14 protein-coding genes are annotated in these 15369 nt (G+C 63.2%); 5 read left to right on the forward strand and 9 right to left on the reverse strand.

The features are described from left to right. Positions 1-93: 93 nt before the first annotated feature. From KIO74_RS10645 to KIO74_RS10665, 5 genes are all read right to left on the reverse strand, one after another. Positions 94-1155, reverse strand: a complete 1062-nt coding sequence (locus KIO74_RS10645) for a Gfo/Idh/MocA family protein (RefSeq protein WP_213331965.1) — start codon at positions 1153-1155, stop codon at positions 94-96. Further along, positions 1148-2302 (reverse strand): ABC transporter ATP-binding protein, encoded by a 1155-nt coding sequence (locus KIO74_RS10650; RefSeq protein ID WP_213331966.1) that lies wholly within the window; start codon positions 2300-2302, stop codon positions 1148-1150. Before KIO74_RS10650 ends, KIO74_RS10645 begins: the two co-directional genes overlap by 8 nt. Positions 2303-2305: 3 nt before the next feature. Then, complete coding sequence (locus KIO74_RS10655; RefSeq protein ID WP_213331967.1) at positions 2306-3124, reverse strand: HpcH/HpaI aldolase family protein; 819 nt, start codon at positions 3122-3124, stop codon at positions 2306-2308. Between the two features lie 138 nt (positions 3125-3262). After that, a complete protein-coding gene (locus KIO74_RS10660) occupies positions 3263-4474 on the reverse strand; it encodes an amidohydrolase/deacetylase family metallohydrolase (protein WP_213331968.1) in 1212 nt (403 codons plus the stop codon). Between the two features lie 266 nt (positions 4475-4740). Further along, complete coding sequence (locus tag KIO74_RS10665) at positions 4741-5604, reverse strand: IclR family transcriptional regulator (RefSeq protein ID WP_213331969.1); 864 nt, start codon at positions 5602-5604, stop codon at positions 4741-4743. A gap of 104 nt (positions 5605-5708) precedes the next feature. Here KIO74_RS10665 and KIO74_RS10670 point away from each other — a divergent pair, with 104 nt between their 5' ends. Then, entirely contained in the window at positions 5709-6854 is a 1146-nt protein-coding gene (locus KIO74_RS10670; RefSeq protein WP_213331970.1) for a mandelate racemase/muconate lactonizing enzyme family protein, read from the forward strand. A gap of 28 nt (positions 6855-6882) precedes the next feature. Here KIO74_RS10670 and KIO74_RS10675 read toward each other — a convergent pair whose 3' ends face one another. Both KIO74_RS10675 and araD read right to left on the reverse strand, forming a co-directional pair. Next, entirely contained in the window at positions 6883-7950 is a 1068-nt protein-coding gene (locus KIO74_RS10675; protein WP_213331971.1) for a LacI family DNA-binding transcriptional regulator, read from the reverse strand. A 59-nt stretch (positions 7951-8009) separates the two neighbouring features. After that, positions 8010-9734 (reverse strand): L-arabinonate dehydratase, encoded by a 1725-nt coding sequence (gene araD, locus KIO74_RS10680; protein WP_213331972.1) that lies wholly within the window; start codon positions 9732-9734, stop codon positions 8010-8012. 440 nt (positions 9735-10174) lie between these two features. On the opposite strand from araD, the gene KIO74_RS10685 reads away from it, so the two are divergent. The 4 genes from KIO74_RS10685 to KIO74_RS10700 all read left to right on the forward strand — a co-directional run bounded on the left by KIO74_RS10685 (position 10175) and on the right by KIO74_RS10700 (position 13675). Further along, positions 10175-11425 (forward strand): ABC transporter substrate-binding protein, encoded by a 1251-nt coding sequence (locus KIO74_RS10685; protein ID WP_213331973.1) that lies wholly within the window; start codon positions 10175-10177, stop codon positions 11423-11425. An 85-nt stretch (positions 11426-11510) separates the two neighbouring features. Further along, complete coding sequence (locus KIO74_RS10690) at positions 11511-12449, forward strand: carbohydrate ABC transporter permease (RefSeq protein WP_213331974.1); 939 nt, start codon at positions 11511-11513, stop codon at positions 12447-12449. Next, on the forward strand, positions 12449-13261 hold the full coding sequence (locus tag KIO74_RS10695) for a carbohydrate ABC transporter permease (RefSeq protein WP_213331975.1): 813 nt from the start codon (positions 12449-12451) through the stop codon (positions 13259-13261). Before KIO74_RS10690 ends, KIO74_RS10695 begins: the two co-directional genes overlap by 1 nt. Positions 13262-13270: 9 nt before the next feature. Beyond that, on the forward strand, positions 13271-13675 hold the full coding sequence (locus KIO74_RS10700) for a carboxypeptidase-like regulatory domain-containing protein (protein ID WP_213331976.1): 405 nt from the start codon (positions 13271-13273) through the stop codon (positions 13673-13675). 1 nt (position 13676) lies between these two features. Here KIO74_RS10700 and KIO74_RS10705 read toward each other — a convergent pair whose 3' ends face one another. Then, complete coding sequence (locus KIO74_RS10705; RefSeq protein WP_213331977.1) at positions 13677-14570, reverse strand: SMP-30/gluconolactonase/LRE family protein; 894 nt, start codon at positions 14568-14570, stop codon at positions 13677-13679. Positions 14571-14574: 4 nt separating this feature from the next. Further along, positions 14575-15246, reverse strand: a complete 672-nt coding sequence (locus KIO74_RS10710) for an SDR family oxidoreductase (protein ID WP_213331978.1) — start codon at positions 15244-15246, stop codon at positions 14575-14577. Positions 15247-15369: the final 123 nt, after the last annotated feature.

Raw genomic sequence — 15369 nt, forward strand, 5'->3', positions numbered from 1 at the left:
TGAAGGGGAGGGATCAACACGGCGGATGAGAAAATGTAGTTCGGCGAATCGCGACTGACGTTATGATAGACGATGAGGCGCTGCGCGCTCACCTCAGGTATTACCGTTCAATTCGACCGCCCCACCGCCGCGAATACTTGTCTCGATGGCCAGACAGAGCCCAACTGCGGCGCGCGCATCGCGCGCGGGCATCACGCTTTCACCGGTCTGGAAGCCAAGCAGGGCCCGACGCATATTCTCCTCCAGCTCGAAGATCTCACCGGATTGCGGCACAGCGATCGTCACGGCCTCGTTTGAGCCGCGCCGCTGCACATCGAGCGCGAAACTGGGATGGGCCGTGCGGTCCTGGGCGCCCGACCACCATGTGCGGATGGCGCCGGCGTCGCCGGCAACCTCGAGGAGGGTGTGATGCTGGAAGCCCGCCAGACATTGCGTCACGAGGGCCGTCGAACCGTCCGCCCATGTCATGAGCACGGATACGGTGTCCGACAAGCCCGACGGCGATGTGGACTGGGCGAGAAGGCGGACCGGCGGCCCGTTCTCCCGCGCGTACCACAGGACGAGATCGACGAAATGGACGAGTTCCTCGAGTATCCAGGAGCCGACCCGCGCGGGGTCGCGCCGCCAGCCGCCCGAGCCCGGCCGAAAAGCGTGGCGGAACAGCGAGAAATGCTGGTGCGTTACCCGGCCGATGTCGCCCGCCGCGATCATCTCGCGCACCTTGCCCCATTGGTGGGAGACGCGCAGTTCATGGTTGACGGCGACCATCCTCCGAGTTGCCTCAGCCGCGCCGAGCACCGCGTCGCATTCTTCCAGCGACAGGCCGAGGGGCTTTTCCAGAAAGACATGATGCCCAGCCTTCAGCGCGGCCACGGCGAACGCGGCATGCTGGTCATTCGGAACCGCGATATTGACGACATCGAGCGCGCCCAGGGCGAGGAGCTCATCGTAGCGACGAAAAACCGGAACGCCGGGCGCAAGCGCAGCGGCAGCAGCGGCCGACGTATCGCCATGGCAATAGATCGCAACGAGTTCGGCCTCCGGGATCGCGGCAAGCGCGCGGGCATGCATCTGTCCCCAGGCGCCGAAGCCGGCAAGCGCAACACGGCTGCGCCGGCCGGTCGCCGGTTGAGGAGCTGATGCCGCGTCAGGCATGTATGGCTCCCGCTGTGGTGGCTCCCGCCGTGGCGGCATCGGCCTGCCCCTTGTCCGCGCGGACATGGGGAGCGCCGATAGCGCGCCCCGTTTCCGCATCGAACAGATGCATGCGGCGGAGGTTGCAGCGAAGCTTGACCGTCTCGCCCGGCGCGGGGCGCACCTCCGGCCGCACGCGCGATGCGACCGCATGATCGGCTAGGCTGGTGAAGACCAGGGTGTCCGCGCCAAGCGGTTCGACAACCTCGACGACGGCGGAGAGGTCGAAAAAGCCGGGCGGCGGCGGTCCCTCCTCCACCACCTCGACGTCTTCCGGACGCAGGCCGAAAACCACCCGCGCGCCTTCCTCGACATCCGCATTCAGCGGGACGATGGCATCGGTGCCGTCGAGCCTCAGACCCCGGCCCTCGACGCGGCCGGGAATGAGGTTCATGGTCGGTGCGCCGATGAAGCCGGCGACGAACAGGCTGGCCGGGGCGTGGTAGACTTCATCGGGCGTGCCGATCTGCTCGATATGGCCGCCGTTCATCACCACGACACGATCAGCGAGCGTCATCGCCTCGACCTGATCGTGGGTGACGTAGACGGTTGTGACACCGAGGCGCTGGTGCAGCTTCTTCATCTCGATGCGCATGGAGCCGCGCAGCTTAGCGTCGAGATTGGACAAGGGCTCGTCGAACAGGAAGACCTGCGGCTTGCGCACGATGGCGCGTCCCATGGCTACGCGCTGGCGCTGCCCGCCCGAGAGCTGCTTCGGCCTGCGGTTGAGATAGGGGTCAAGGCCGAGAACCGCCGCCGCCTCGCGCACCCGCTTGTCGATTTCGCGCTTAGGCACCTTCCGGTACTGCAGCGAGAAAGCCATGTTCTCGTAGACGCTCATATGCGGATAGAGCGCATAGTCCTGGAACACCATGGCGATGTCGCGATCGCGCGGTTCGACCTCGTTGACGACCCGGCCGTCGATGCGAATTTCGCCCCCGGACACATCCTCCAGGCCGGCCAGCATCCTCAGCGACGTGGATTTTCCGCAGCCTGACGGTCCAACAAGAACGATGAATTCGCCGTCATGGATCGCGAGATCGATGGCATGGACAACCTCGATCGCCCCATAGCGCTTGACGAGCTTGACAAACTCGACAGTCGCCATCGTTCAGTTCCTTCCGCTCGACTGCGCGACGACTTCACGAAAATGGGCTGCGGCCGCATCCGCTCGCTGCACGAGCATCACGAAATCATTCGCCACGGATACGAAATCGAAGCCGGAACGGATATGCCGCTCGGAAATGGCGTCGTTGGGGGCCAGCACACCAACAGCCTTGCCGGATGCGCGGCAACGCCTCAGGCCATCCTCGATGGCGGCCGTGACATCCGGGTGCGTTGCCTGACCGGGCAAACCCATGCTCGCGGCGAGGTCGCCTGGCCCGAAGAAGACCGCGTCGACACCGTCGACCGCCGCGATCGCCTCGCAATTGTCCAGCGCCTCCTTCGTCTCGATCTGGACGATGAGGAACAGCGTCTCGTCGGCCCGGCGCGCATAGTCCTTGATGCGTGAATAGCGGCTCCCCCGGTGCATGGCGGCGATGCCCCGCGCGCCACGGGGTGGATAACGCATCGCCCGCACAGCCTCGGCAGCTTCCTCGGCGGTCTGCACATAGGGCAGCATGATCGTGCCGATGCCGGCGTCGAGATGGCTTTTGAGCAGGAGCGGATCGTTCCACAAGAGCCTGACGATGGGGATCGTCGGCGTGCCCGCCACGGTGCGGCAGTGGGTCATCACGTCGTGCAGCGAGACCGGCGCATGCTCTCCGTCGATGAGGATCCAGTCATAGCCTGACCAGCAAAGCGCTTCGGTGGCATCGACGGAATTCAACATCGACCATATGCCGATGAGGGGGCGACCGCGCGAGAGCGCGGCGCGGAAGGGATTGGCGGGAAACGCATCAGATTCCAGCGTGCCGGCAACCGACATCAGCCATTTCTCCCCTTATTTTTGGCAGGCGGAACACACGGCCCGCTTCCCGAGGACGATAGGGTTCCGCCTGCATTTTGCAACTAAAATTTCATCAGTAGATACTTTGTATCATTGAATGAAACTTTCAACCGATCGTCACGCGGCATCCGGCTCGAAAGGACGCGGCGCAACCGCTTCCGGCTGTCCGGCCACGTACAGCGCGTGTGGCTTCAGCAGTTTCATGCCCTCGCGGCGATGGCCGATGACATCGACGAAGGGCACGGCCACCTCAACGAGATCGAGCACGCTGATGTCGGCCGCGGCTCCCACGCCGAGATGGCCAATGTGGTCACGGCTCATGGCTTTGGCCGGGGCATCGGTCACCATGGCGATCACATCGGTGACGCCGACACCGCAGCACATCAGCTTGCTCATGGTGTGCAGGAGATCATACGCCGGTCCCTTGATGGACATGACGTGCACATCGCTGGAGATCATGTCCGGCGGAAAGCCGTCGGCAAGCGCCGCTTCCGCGCTATCGAACCCGAAGGCCCCCATGCCGTGGCCGATGTCGAACAGCACGCCACGTTCCCGCGCCTCGCGCAGCGCGGGGAGTACGAGCCTCTCCCCATCCACCGGCGCGTTCGGCGCGGGGCGGAAGCAATGGGTCAGGATATCGCCAGACCGCATGCGCGCGAGAATGTCCTCATAGGACGGCGGTGGCCCGCCGATATGTGTCATCACCGGCAACCCGGTACGCTCCGCCGCGGCGATCGCGCGGTCAAGCGCCTCAAGTCCCACGTCGCCGGACGTCTTGTCGCCGATACGCACCTTGATGCCGACGACGAAGTCCTTGTGTGCCTCCACGGCTTCCACGCAGCGCCCGACATTGAGGAGGTCCCGCACCGTCGCCTCACCGACCGAGAAGGCCTTGTCGAAGGCAAAAATGCCGGGAAAGGAAATATTCACATAGGCCAGCAAGTTGAAGGCGGACCGCGCGGCGACGAAATCCTTGAGACCTTCGAGATTGCCCGCGCCCGCGCTGCCCGCGTCGACCAGTGTCGTCACCGCGGAGCGTCGCGCCACGGGATCAGGGTCCACGCTCAGGGAGGTCGCCTTGTGATAGACATGGGTGTGGATATCGATGAGGCCTGGCGTAACGATATGGCCGGCCATGTCGTCGACCGCTGCCGCGCCGGCGTCTAGCCGCTCCGCCACCGCCGCGATCCGGCCATCCCTGATACCGATATCCATGACGGCATCGATGCCATTGCGCGGATCGATCACGCGCCCCCCCTTGAGGACACGATCGAACGCCCCCTCACCCTCGTCCACACGCGACAGGCCTGCCCCGGAAGTCTCGACCACGCAAACTCTCCCCTATCATGACCCGTGCTCTCCGGCACGGAAACGCCGTTTATCCTTGGAGCAGCGACGCGACGATGCAACCCCAACCGGCGCGCTGCACTATATTCGCTTGAAGCCACCGGATTGTCCTGGAGGCACATCCTCACCGGAAAAAGGCCGGGTGGCGAGGCATCCGGATCCGGTGTCACAAGGGCTCCGATGTCACAAAAACTGTTGAGTTTATTCCTCGTGAGCGACGCGAACCAGGCCGATCTCGGAGTTTATCATCACCGCGACGCCTGGCTATGCCATCCCAGCAATTCGCCGATCCGCGCGGCCGTGTCCCGCGCGACGGCAATCAATTCAGCGAAGCGCGGGGAGCTCGCTGTCTGTCCGAGGCTGGAAATGCTCAACGCTGCGACAACCGTGCCCTCGCCATTGCGGATCGGCGCGGCGACACAGGAAACAAGGTCATTGTATTCGCGATCATCCACCGCGAACCCATCGGCGCGGACCTTGCCGAGGGCCTCATGCAACGCCTCCCCGCTGGTGAGCGTCCGGGCCGTGAAGGCCGGCATACCGGCTTCCTTGAGAATGGCATCCACCTCGGCCGGATCGCGATAGGCCGCAATCGCCTTGCCCAGCGCGGTGCAATGGATGGGCCGGCGTGCCCCGATCTGCGTGTTGAGTTTCAGTGGCGGATCAAGAGGTTCCACCTTCGCGAGATAGACGACGCTCGTATCGGGCAGAATGGCCAGCTGGACGGTCTCGCCGGTCTGGCTGCAAGCCTCCTCCATCAGCGGCCTCGCGAGCCCCGCCAGATCATGCCGCGCAATGCTGCGCGACCGTATGTCCAGAAACACAGGCCCGGGCCGCCAACCCTTGCCGTTGTGGCCGGCGGCGACGAAGCCGCCTTTTTCCAGTGTCTTGAGGAACCGCAGCACGGTGGACTTGTGAAGATCAACGCGCTGGCTGAGTTCGGTCAGCGTCATGGAATCCGTGCTGTCGGCCAGGACCCGCAGGATGCGCATGGTCCGATCGATCACGCGCACGGACGATGAGGCTCCGGCATCGGCCCCAGTGCTGTCAGAGGCGCCCAGGTCCGCTTGCACGTCGCCCAGCATATCGCTTTCGGGAACGAGGCTGCTCAAGATCGCTGGCTCCTATGGCCAAACTTGCTCTATGCTGCACATGATGAAACAGAATTTCATCTCGCGCAACATTATGCGCGCAAAGCGGGGGGGGGGGGGGACGGATGAGCGCGGACATCATAGCGATTGCGGAGATCGAAGCCGTTGCGGTGCGTGCGCCCATCGACACCCCGGTCCGCACCTCGTTCGGGACCATGACCGACCGACCCGCCGTGTTCATCGAGGTGCGCGACCGTGACGGTCACCGCGGGCTCGGCGAAGTCTGGTGCAACTTTCCGTCCGTCGGCGCCGAGCACCGCGCGCGTCTCGCGCTGGCGACGGTCGGACCGATGCTCCGGCACCTGTCCCCACTGCCGACGGGCGAGGTCTTCGCGCGGCTCATGCAGTCCCTGCACATTCTGGCGCTGCAATCCGGTGAATGGGGGCCCTTGCGGCAGGTGGCGGCGGGGTTCGACATCGCCTGCCACGATCTGGCCGCGCGCCGGGCCGGACTGCCGCTCCGTGCTTATCTCAGACGCGCATACGGTCTCGGCGCCCCTGACCAGCGGCGGGTGCGCGCCTATGCCAGCGGCATCGGCCCGGAACGACCCGCCGAGGTTGCCGCGGCGGAAAAGGCGCGAGGCCATCGCGCCTTCAAGCTCAAGGTCGGCTTCGGCGAAGAGGTCGACCGCCGCTCGCTTTCTTCCATCCGCGCGGCCATTGGCGATGAAGCGACGCTGATGATCGATGCCAACCAGGGCTGGTCGCGCGATGAGGCGATCCAATTCGGCCGCGCCTTCTCGCCCTATGATCTTGCCTGGCTGGAGGAGCCCCTTGCTGCCGACAGGCCGCTCAAGGAATGGCAGGCCGTCGCCGAGGCCATTCCAATTCCCATCGCGGCGGGCGAAAACATGAACGCGACCGACACGTTCGAAGCCGCGATCGAAAGCCGGACGCTACGCTTCATCCAACCGGACGCGGCGAAATGGGGAGGACTGTCGGGTTGCCTCGATGTGGCCCGCAAGACAGCCGACGCCGGCCTGACCTATTGCCCGCACTATCTCGGCGGCGGCATCGGGCTGCTCGCGTCGGCGCATCTCCTGGCAGCGACCGGCGGCGATGGCCTGCTTGAAATCGACACCAATCCCAACCCGTGGCGCGACGCTCTCATCGACGGATTGATGCCGCTGGCGGAAGGCCACGTCCATCTGAGCGAGGCGCACGGCCTCGGCCTTACGCAGGATCTGGATGCGCTGACCAGGCTCGCCTGAAAACCTGATCGTTGGGCCGTCATGGAGATCAGGTCGAACCACGGGCTACGAGTTCAAACCCGAGATCGAAGATCGTCTGCCTGGCAGGTTCACCCCCGAGACGGGACAGCAGAACCTCGACCACCTTGGTGCCGATCGCCCCGCGCGGCGGTCGCACGGTGGTGAGTGCCGGCTCGCTGGCCGCGGCGAATTCGAGATCGCCGAAGCCGCAGATCCGCAAGCGTTCGGGGACATGCCAGCCCTGCCGCTGCGCCTCGAACAAGCCGCCCAGGGCGAGAATGTCGTTGGTGCAGAAAACGGCGTCCACGTCCGGATGCCGCGTGACGAGGCCACGCAGTGCCTCGCTGCCACCGAGCGCGCTCGCCCTTTTCTCGAGGCGGTATTCCACAGGCGGCGCAAAACCCGCCTCGGCGGCCGCCTCGACAAAGCCCGCGTAGCGATCGACCGCACGGTAGTCACGATCGAGCATCGCGCCAATAAAGCCAAGCTTGCGCGCACCACGCTCGGCGAAATGGCGGACGACGACCCGGCCGGCAGCACGCTGGGAAAAGCCGACGATCATGTCGATGGGGTGGTCGGAAAGCTCCCACATCTCGACGATCGGAATGTCCGCATCGAGCAGCATTCTGATGGTTTCGCGGCTGTGACGGCGCCCGGTGAGCACGATCGCGGCGGGAGACCAGGCCATCACGGAAGCAACGAGTTGTTCCTCGACATCCATGGAATGGCGGCTGTTGCCGATGAGCAATTGATAGCCACTACCCTCCAGGCCCTCTTCCATGGCCTCGACCGTCGCCGAGAAGAAAGAGTTGATCATCGAGGGAATGATAACGCCGATCGTCATGCTGCGGGCGCTCGCGAGCGCGCCCGCCATGAGATTGCGCCGATACGACAGCCGCTCGACGGCCTCGCCCACGCGCGCCCGGACGGGGGGCGAGACCCGGTCCGGCTGGCGAAGCGTCCGCGAGACCGTCGCGGTCGACACGCCCGCCAGCCGGGCGACATCCTCCATGCGCGAACGCGTCGTGCCGAGCCGCTCCCGTGGTGCGGGGTGAAGGACGGTGGGCAGCATATCGTCCGGCGGGACTTTTGCCATTCGATCCAACTTCCTGGGGGCGCGTGGCTTGGAACACAGTTCTGGGAGATTGGGCCGGATCAGAAGATCTCAGGTTCGGGCGTAGCCGCGCCTGCCTCGAGAAAATCAAAATCACAGCCCTTGTCGGCCTGTGTGATGTGGCTTTCCACGATCACGCCATAACCGCGGCTGAACCGGCGCGGCGGCGGCCGCCAGTTCTCGCGCCGGCGTGCCAGCTCCTCATCGCTCACCAGCATCTCGAGCCGTCTGCCCGGCACGTCGAGCAGGATCTCGTCGCCCGTTCTCACAAGCGCAAGCGGCCCGCCCACATGGGATTCCGGCGCGACATGCAGGACGCAGGTGCCGTAGTGCGTCCCACTCATTCTGGCGTCGGAGATGCGCACGAGGTCGCGGACACCACGATCGAGCAGGCGCTTCGGCAAGGGCAGCGCCCCCCATTCCGGCATGCCCGGCGCCCCTACCGGGCCGGCGCCGCGCAGGATGAGTACGCTGTTCTCGTCGATCGCGAGCGCGGGATCATCGATGCGGGCGTTGAGCTCGGCATGGCTGTCGAACACGACGGCCGGGCCGCGATGAACGAGCAGATGCTCGCTCGCCGCCGACGGCTTGATGACGGCGCCATCGGGGGCGAGGTTGCCGCGCAGCACGGCGATGGCCGGACGGTCGACCACCGGCCTGTCGAGCGGCCGAATGACGTCATCGTCATCGACACGCGTCTTCGCCAGAACGTCGCCCCAGGCCACCCCGGAAGCGGTCATCGCGTCGAGATCGAGCCTGTCGGTGAGCCGCGACATGAGGCCGAGAAGTCCGCCGGCGAAAAAAAAGTCCTCCATCAAGGCATCCCCCGCCGGGAAGATATTCGCCAGAACCGGGGTCTGGCGGGCCGCCGCGTCGAAATCCTCAAGAGATATGGCGAGGCCTGCCCGCCGCGCGATGGCGACGAGATGGACCGCCGCGTTCGTCGAGCCGCCCAGCGCCGCATCGACATGCAGCGCGTTGCGGACCGCTGCCGGCGTCAGGATGTCGAGCGGCTTCACGTCGCTCCATACCATCTCGACGATACGCTCCCCGCAGGCCGACGCCATGCGCGGATGCGCGGCATCCATGGCGGGGATGCTGGACGCACCCGGCAACATCAGACCGAGCGCATCGGTGATCGACGTCATGGTCGACGCCGTGCCCATCGTATTGCAGGTTCCGGGCGACCGTGTGGAAATACCCTCGATCTCCACCATCTCCGCTTCACCGAGATGGCCGGCGCGATACTCGTCCCAATACTTGCGCGTGTGCGTCCCCGCGCCGACCTTGGTCCCGCGCCAACGACCGTTCAGCATCGGGCCCGCCGGGCAGTAGATGGCCGGGATGTTCATGCTGATGGCGCCCATGACGAGGCCGGGCGTGGTCTTGTCGCAGCCGCCGAGCAGCACAGCCCCGTCGATTGGGTGCTGACGCAGCAGTTCCTCGACCTCCATCGCCAGCAAATTGCGGTAGAGCATGGTCGTCGGCTTCACCATGACCTCGCCGAGAGACAAGGCGGGCAGTTCCACCGGAAAGCCGCCCGCGCGCAGAACGCCCCGCTTCACGGCCTCCGCCCGTTCGCGCAGATGCGCGTGACAGGGGCTGAGGTCGCTCCATGTGTTGACGACGGCGATGACCGGGCGCCCCATGAACTCGTCGCGCCGGAAGCCCATCTGCTGCATGCGCTGGCGATGGGCGAAGGCGCGCATCCCGCCCGCCGAATACCAGCGGGCACTCCGTAGATCACCGGGCTGGCGGCGAGACATAAGCCCCTCTCCCCTCATCGACTTTCTCCACTGCGGATGCGTGTCGAGTCAGTAAATCCGCAATATGTTGCACTCAATGAAATGTTGCACCAGATGAAATCGCTTGCATTTCAGCCGTTCGCGGCAATCGGAGCGTGCTCATAAGCCCGATAACTGCATGAAAACAGCGACTGTCACAATAAGCACCGGCAAGCTACGGTTGAGCGCTTGACCGCGCGCCTGCAAGCGCTATCATCAACCCAAGAATGAGCGTTGGCAACCAGAACAACACGCCCTACGCTCTTGCAAAGGGGACGGAAGCAAACCCGGTCGATCGAGCGGCCGTTGTGCATGTTTGCATATCGATTGCGTAACGCCTTGCAGCGGAGATGCGTTCTCGCGCCTTGCAGGCGCATGTGGCCACAGCAAAGCCGGATAACAAAAGTTCGAGGGAGGGCGGGATGGATCGCAGGACAGTGATCAAAGGCGGACTGGCGATGGCGGGTGTGCTTGCCGCCCCCGCCTATCTGAGGGCGCAGTCCAACAAGAAAATCAGCATGCTGACCTGGAATATCGCTGACCAGGAAGCGTTTTTCAAAGAACAGTTCGCGGACTTCATCAAGGACAATCCCGGCGTCGAGATCGAATGGCTCGACAAGAAGGGCCCTGAACTCCCAGCCTTCTATCAGACGCAGCTGGTCGCGGGCACGGCGCCCGATATCGTCGATCTCCAGGGGATGATCTGGGTGGAATGGGCCGCCAATGGCGCGCTCCTCGACATGTCGCCGATGCTGGAAAAGGAACCGGCCGTCGCGAAGCTCTACAATCCCGACTATCTCTCCGGTTTTGTCTACGACAAGAAACAATTCGCCATTCCGTTCTATGTCGCCAAGACGCTGCTCTACTACAACAAGACGATGTTCAAGGAGGCCGGACTATCGGCACCGCCGCAATCGTTCGACGAGATCATCAAATTCTCGGAGGCCATGGCGAAGGGCGAGAAGACGGGATTCCTGACCCTCAATTTCGACTGGCTCTACTGGCCGCTGATGCGGATGAACGGCGTCGAGCTGCTGAAGCCGGACATGCGCACGCCGGCCTTCAACACGCCCGAAACCGCCGCCGTGCTCGAGAAGCTCGCCAAGGCGACCTCCTCTGGAGGCATCAACAAGATTGCCTGGACGGGACGTTGGGTCGAGCCAAACGGCGCCTTCGCCGCAGGCAATGTCGGCATGCTCCAGGCGCATTCGGCCTCATATTTCTTCGTCAAGGGCCAAGGGCCGTGGGTCAACCCGGACACGCTTGGCGCGGCGCAGGCGCCGGGCAACTGGTCCACGCCGACCAACCACGCTTTCGTCATCTCGAAATCGTCGAAGAACCCTGAACTCGCATGGTCGCTCATCAAGCACATGACGGGCAACAAATGGGCCACGCGGTTCGCCTTGAGCCGGCGCATCCTCACCGGGAATATCGAGGCAGACAATTCGGTCCTCGCCAAGATGAAGACCGAGGACCCCCTCGCTCATGCTGTTCTTCAGACACAAATCGAGCACACCGACAAGATGACCGGCAACTGGCCCTTGCCCAATGACGCGCAGGTCAAGGATGCGTTCTGGCCCGAGATCCAGAACGCGGTGCTCGGCCGGAAGGATCCGAAAACAGCCCTGGCGGACGCCGAGCGCGCGGTCACACGCGTGATGCGACGCTCCTGACGGGCGCGTCTTGCTAAATGCAGCTTCCCGCTCGCAGCGGGAAGCTGGCCCTCGGTCGATATAGCGTGACAAGCGGAAAGACGTAATGGCGACAGCGGTTACCGAGGCGGCGCGGGACTACCGATCATTCTTCATTGCGCGCAAGAACACGCGGCAAGCCGTCCTGATCTGGTGCTTTCTGGCCCCGTCGTTATTGATATTTCTGCTTTACCGCATCCTCCCACTCGCCTGGAACGTCGTCCTGTCCTTTCAGGCATGGTCGCCGTTGCGGCCCGCGATCTGGATCGGCCTCGAGAATTACGACGAAATGCTGACCGACGAGGTGTTCTGGCAATCGCTCTTGAACACGCTCTACATCATCGGATCGGCGCCCATCGGCATCGCGATCGCCTTGGCCCTGGCACTTCTCGTCAATGCGGATATCCGCGGGAGGGATGTTTATCGAACAGCGATCTTTCTGTCCTACCCGCTGATGACGGTGGCTGTCGCCATCATCTGGCGGTGGATGTTCGACGAACGTGTCGGCCTGATCAACTATGTCGCACGATCGCTCCATCTCGTCGACTCGCCCATTCAATTCCTCAATTCCTTTACCTGGGCGCTGCCATCTGTCATCGCCGCCAACATCTGGCAGATGCTCGGCTTCTACATGATCATTCTGCTGACGGGATTACAGAATATCCCAAGCAACCTCTATGAGGCGGCCGAGATCGACGGGGCCAACGCATTCCGCCGTTTCCTGCGCATTACCCTGCCCTTGCTGAAACCGTCGATCTTTCTGTGCTTCGTCATCGGCATGCTCAACTCGGTCACGAGCTTCGACCTCGTCTATGTGATGACCGGGGGCGGGCCGGGCCGCGCCACGGAGATCCTCGTCACCTATATCTACAAGCTCGGTTTCGTGCAGACACGGTTTGATTACGCGGCCGCTGTGACGGTGGTCTTCTTCATCATGCTCATTGCCATTGCCTGGGCGGCCAATCGCTTTTCGGGCGGCAATGCAGGTGCGGTGGAGCGGGACTGATGCTTCGTTACCCGCGCTGGCCAATCCACGTCATCCTGCTCGCCGTTAGCTTCATCATGCTCGTGCCATTTTACTGGGTGTTCAAGACATCCGTATCTGGCGAGAATATCTTCACATATCCGCCGAATATCATTCCGCGCAATCCGCACATCTTCTATTACGTGGATGTCTGGTATGCGATCCCCTTCGCGCGCTATTTCCTCAACAGCGTGATCGTGTCGGTGTTGACGATCGCCGCCAATGTCATCTTCAATGCGATGGCAGGCTACGCGCTGACGCGGGGTTTTCGCGGCAAGAACCTCGTCCTGATGCTGTTTCTCTCCTGCATGATGGTGCCGTTCCAGGCCACGATCATTCCGGCCTATCTCATCACCGGCAAGCTCGGCCTGCTGGATTCGTATCTCGGCCTCGCGCTGCCCCAGTTCTCGACGATCATCTGCATCTTCGTCTTCAAGGCGAGTTTCGATGCGGTGCCGAAGTCCCTGATCGATGCCGCCAAGATCGACGGCCTCTCCGAATGGCGCATCATCTGGAAAGTCATGATGCCGCTCGCCAAATCCGCCATGGCGACCAATATCATCCTGTCGTTCATCTGGTCGTGGAACAACTTCCTCTGGCCTTTGATCATGACACGATCCGCCGACATGCAGACCTTGCCGCTCGGCCTCTCGCGGTTCCTGTCCTATCAGGAAGATACGACGGGCGCGCTCTATGCATTCTGTGTGATGGTTCTCGCACCCGGCATCCTGCTTTTCCTCCTGGCGCAGAAGGAATTCATCCAGGGGCTCACATCCGGCGCCACCAAGGGATGAGGTCGCATCGTGGACAATGAGGATTTTCAACGTCCCCGCTGGCGCAAGTGGTTGCTCAACCGCTTCGTGGTGACGCCGCTCATCATCGCCCTCATTGCCGGCGCGTGGGATCTCTACGCGAATATGCACAACAACGGCCTGGTGGAAGGCAGGGTCGTGGATGCGGGGGGCCGGCCCGTCACCGGCGCGGACGTGACTCTTTGGACGTTTAATTTCACGACCTTCAGTGAAAAGAGCCGCACCACGAGCGGACCTGACGGGCGCTTCACCTTCACCGACAACCCCTCGCATCATATCCAGGTCAGCGCGACAAAGCCGGGCGTCGGCACCTCCCAGCGCAGGCCGATCCGGCTCTTCTTCCAATCCCAGGACACGCAACTTGAAGAGCCGCTCGTCCTCGCGGGCGGCGCCTGAATCAGCCGGCGAATTTCGGCTCCGGGAGACCGTGCACGCCCAATCCGTGAACCGCGAAGACCGCACCAGCGTGCACAATGCTGGCACGCTCGGCCTCGGGCACCATCGAGGCCGCACTTGTCACGTAGAGGATATCGAGATCGGGCCCGCCAAAGGCACACATCGTGGGATGCTTGACGGGTAGATCGATGAGGCGATCGAAACGGCCCTTCGGATCGACCCGCGCGATCTGCCCGCCGTGGACGAGCGCGCACCAATAGAACCCCTCACTGTCGACGGTCGCGCCATCACAACGGCCTGGAATGTCCCTGGTCGAGAAAAACAGGCGTCGATTCGAAATCACCCCTTCGTCGATATCGAAATCATAGGCAAAAACGGACTCGGCGCGGCTGTCCGCGAAATAGAACGTGCGATCATCCGGGGCAAAGGCAATGCCGTTGGAGACGATGAAGCCCCGATCCATACAGGAAACATGCGAGCAATCGTCCAGACGATAAAGCGCGCCCGTCGGATGAGCGAGGTCTGCGTCACGGGAGCCGCACCAGAAGCGCCCGTGCCTGTCGCATTTGCCGTCGTTCAGAATGTTGAAAGGCCGCTCCGGCTCCGGATCGACAAGACGCTTCACAAAGCTCGTACCGCGGTCGTCGACGAGTTCAACGAGTGCGAAGCCTGTTTGCAGCGCGGCCACTATGCCGCCCTTGTCACGGAAACCGAAGGAGCCGATCACAGCTGGCATTTGCCAGGAGGCAATGTCGCCATCAGGCCCCATTCTATGCAGGGCCGGACGCAATGCATCCACCCAATAGAGCGCGCCTTCCTCCGCGTGCCAGCAAGGGCACTCGCCGAGCTGGTCACGACGGTCAACCACCACTTCGATTTCGGGAGCGTCCGTCATGGCCTTACCAGGGCAAGGGTTGGTCGTGATAGGTCTGGAAGATGCCGGTATGGTGCCGGCCGGCCCGGTGCAGCACGCCGCGCATTCCAGCAACGCTTTCGGCGACCGGCACACGCCCGCCAGGCTCCGTCGCCGCCCACCCGGGATGCAAGGCGATCACACTGATATGACGCGGCGCGAGGTCGACCGCCAGCGTCTTAACGACCATGTTGAGGCCCGCCTTGCTGGATCGGTAGGCATAGGAACCACCCGAATTGTTGAGCGTGATCGACCCCATGCGGCTCGACACGAAAGCCATTGTCTTGTGTTCACTGGCGGCGACATTCTCGACAAGGCATTCCGCCAGTTTCATGGGGCCGATCAGGTTCGTTTCAAGGATACGCCGCCAGTTTGGATAGTCGGTCTGCCCGAAGGGTGGATGTGGCCGGCCAATCCCTGCGTTGTTGAGGAGAATATCGACGGATGCACCGCCAAGGCTTTCCGCGAAAGCTTCGATTGCAGCATGATCCGTGACATCAAGCTTCGACACCGTGATGTCGCCAGCGATCGCCCGCGTCTCGTCAGCGGAGTGCGGATCGAGGCATGTAGCATGGACGCGGTGGCCCTCGGCCACGTATTGCCTCGCGAATTCAACACCTAGACCTGTGTCGCAGCCCGTAATGACGATCGTTGCCATAGGAAGACCCAGAAGCTGTGGGAGCCTGAACACTTGGCCTTTTGGCAAGGCTTGGCCTTTTGGTAGGGCCTGGTCCGAGACGCATGCCAAATCCCGCATGCCAGATCCCGTTAAAGTGCCAAG

It is taken from the genome of Chelatococcus sp. HY11 (genome assembly GCF_018398335.1).
Lineage (GTDB): Bacteria > Pseudomonadota > Alphaproteobacteria > Rhizobiales > Beijerinckiaceae > Chelatococcus.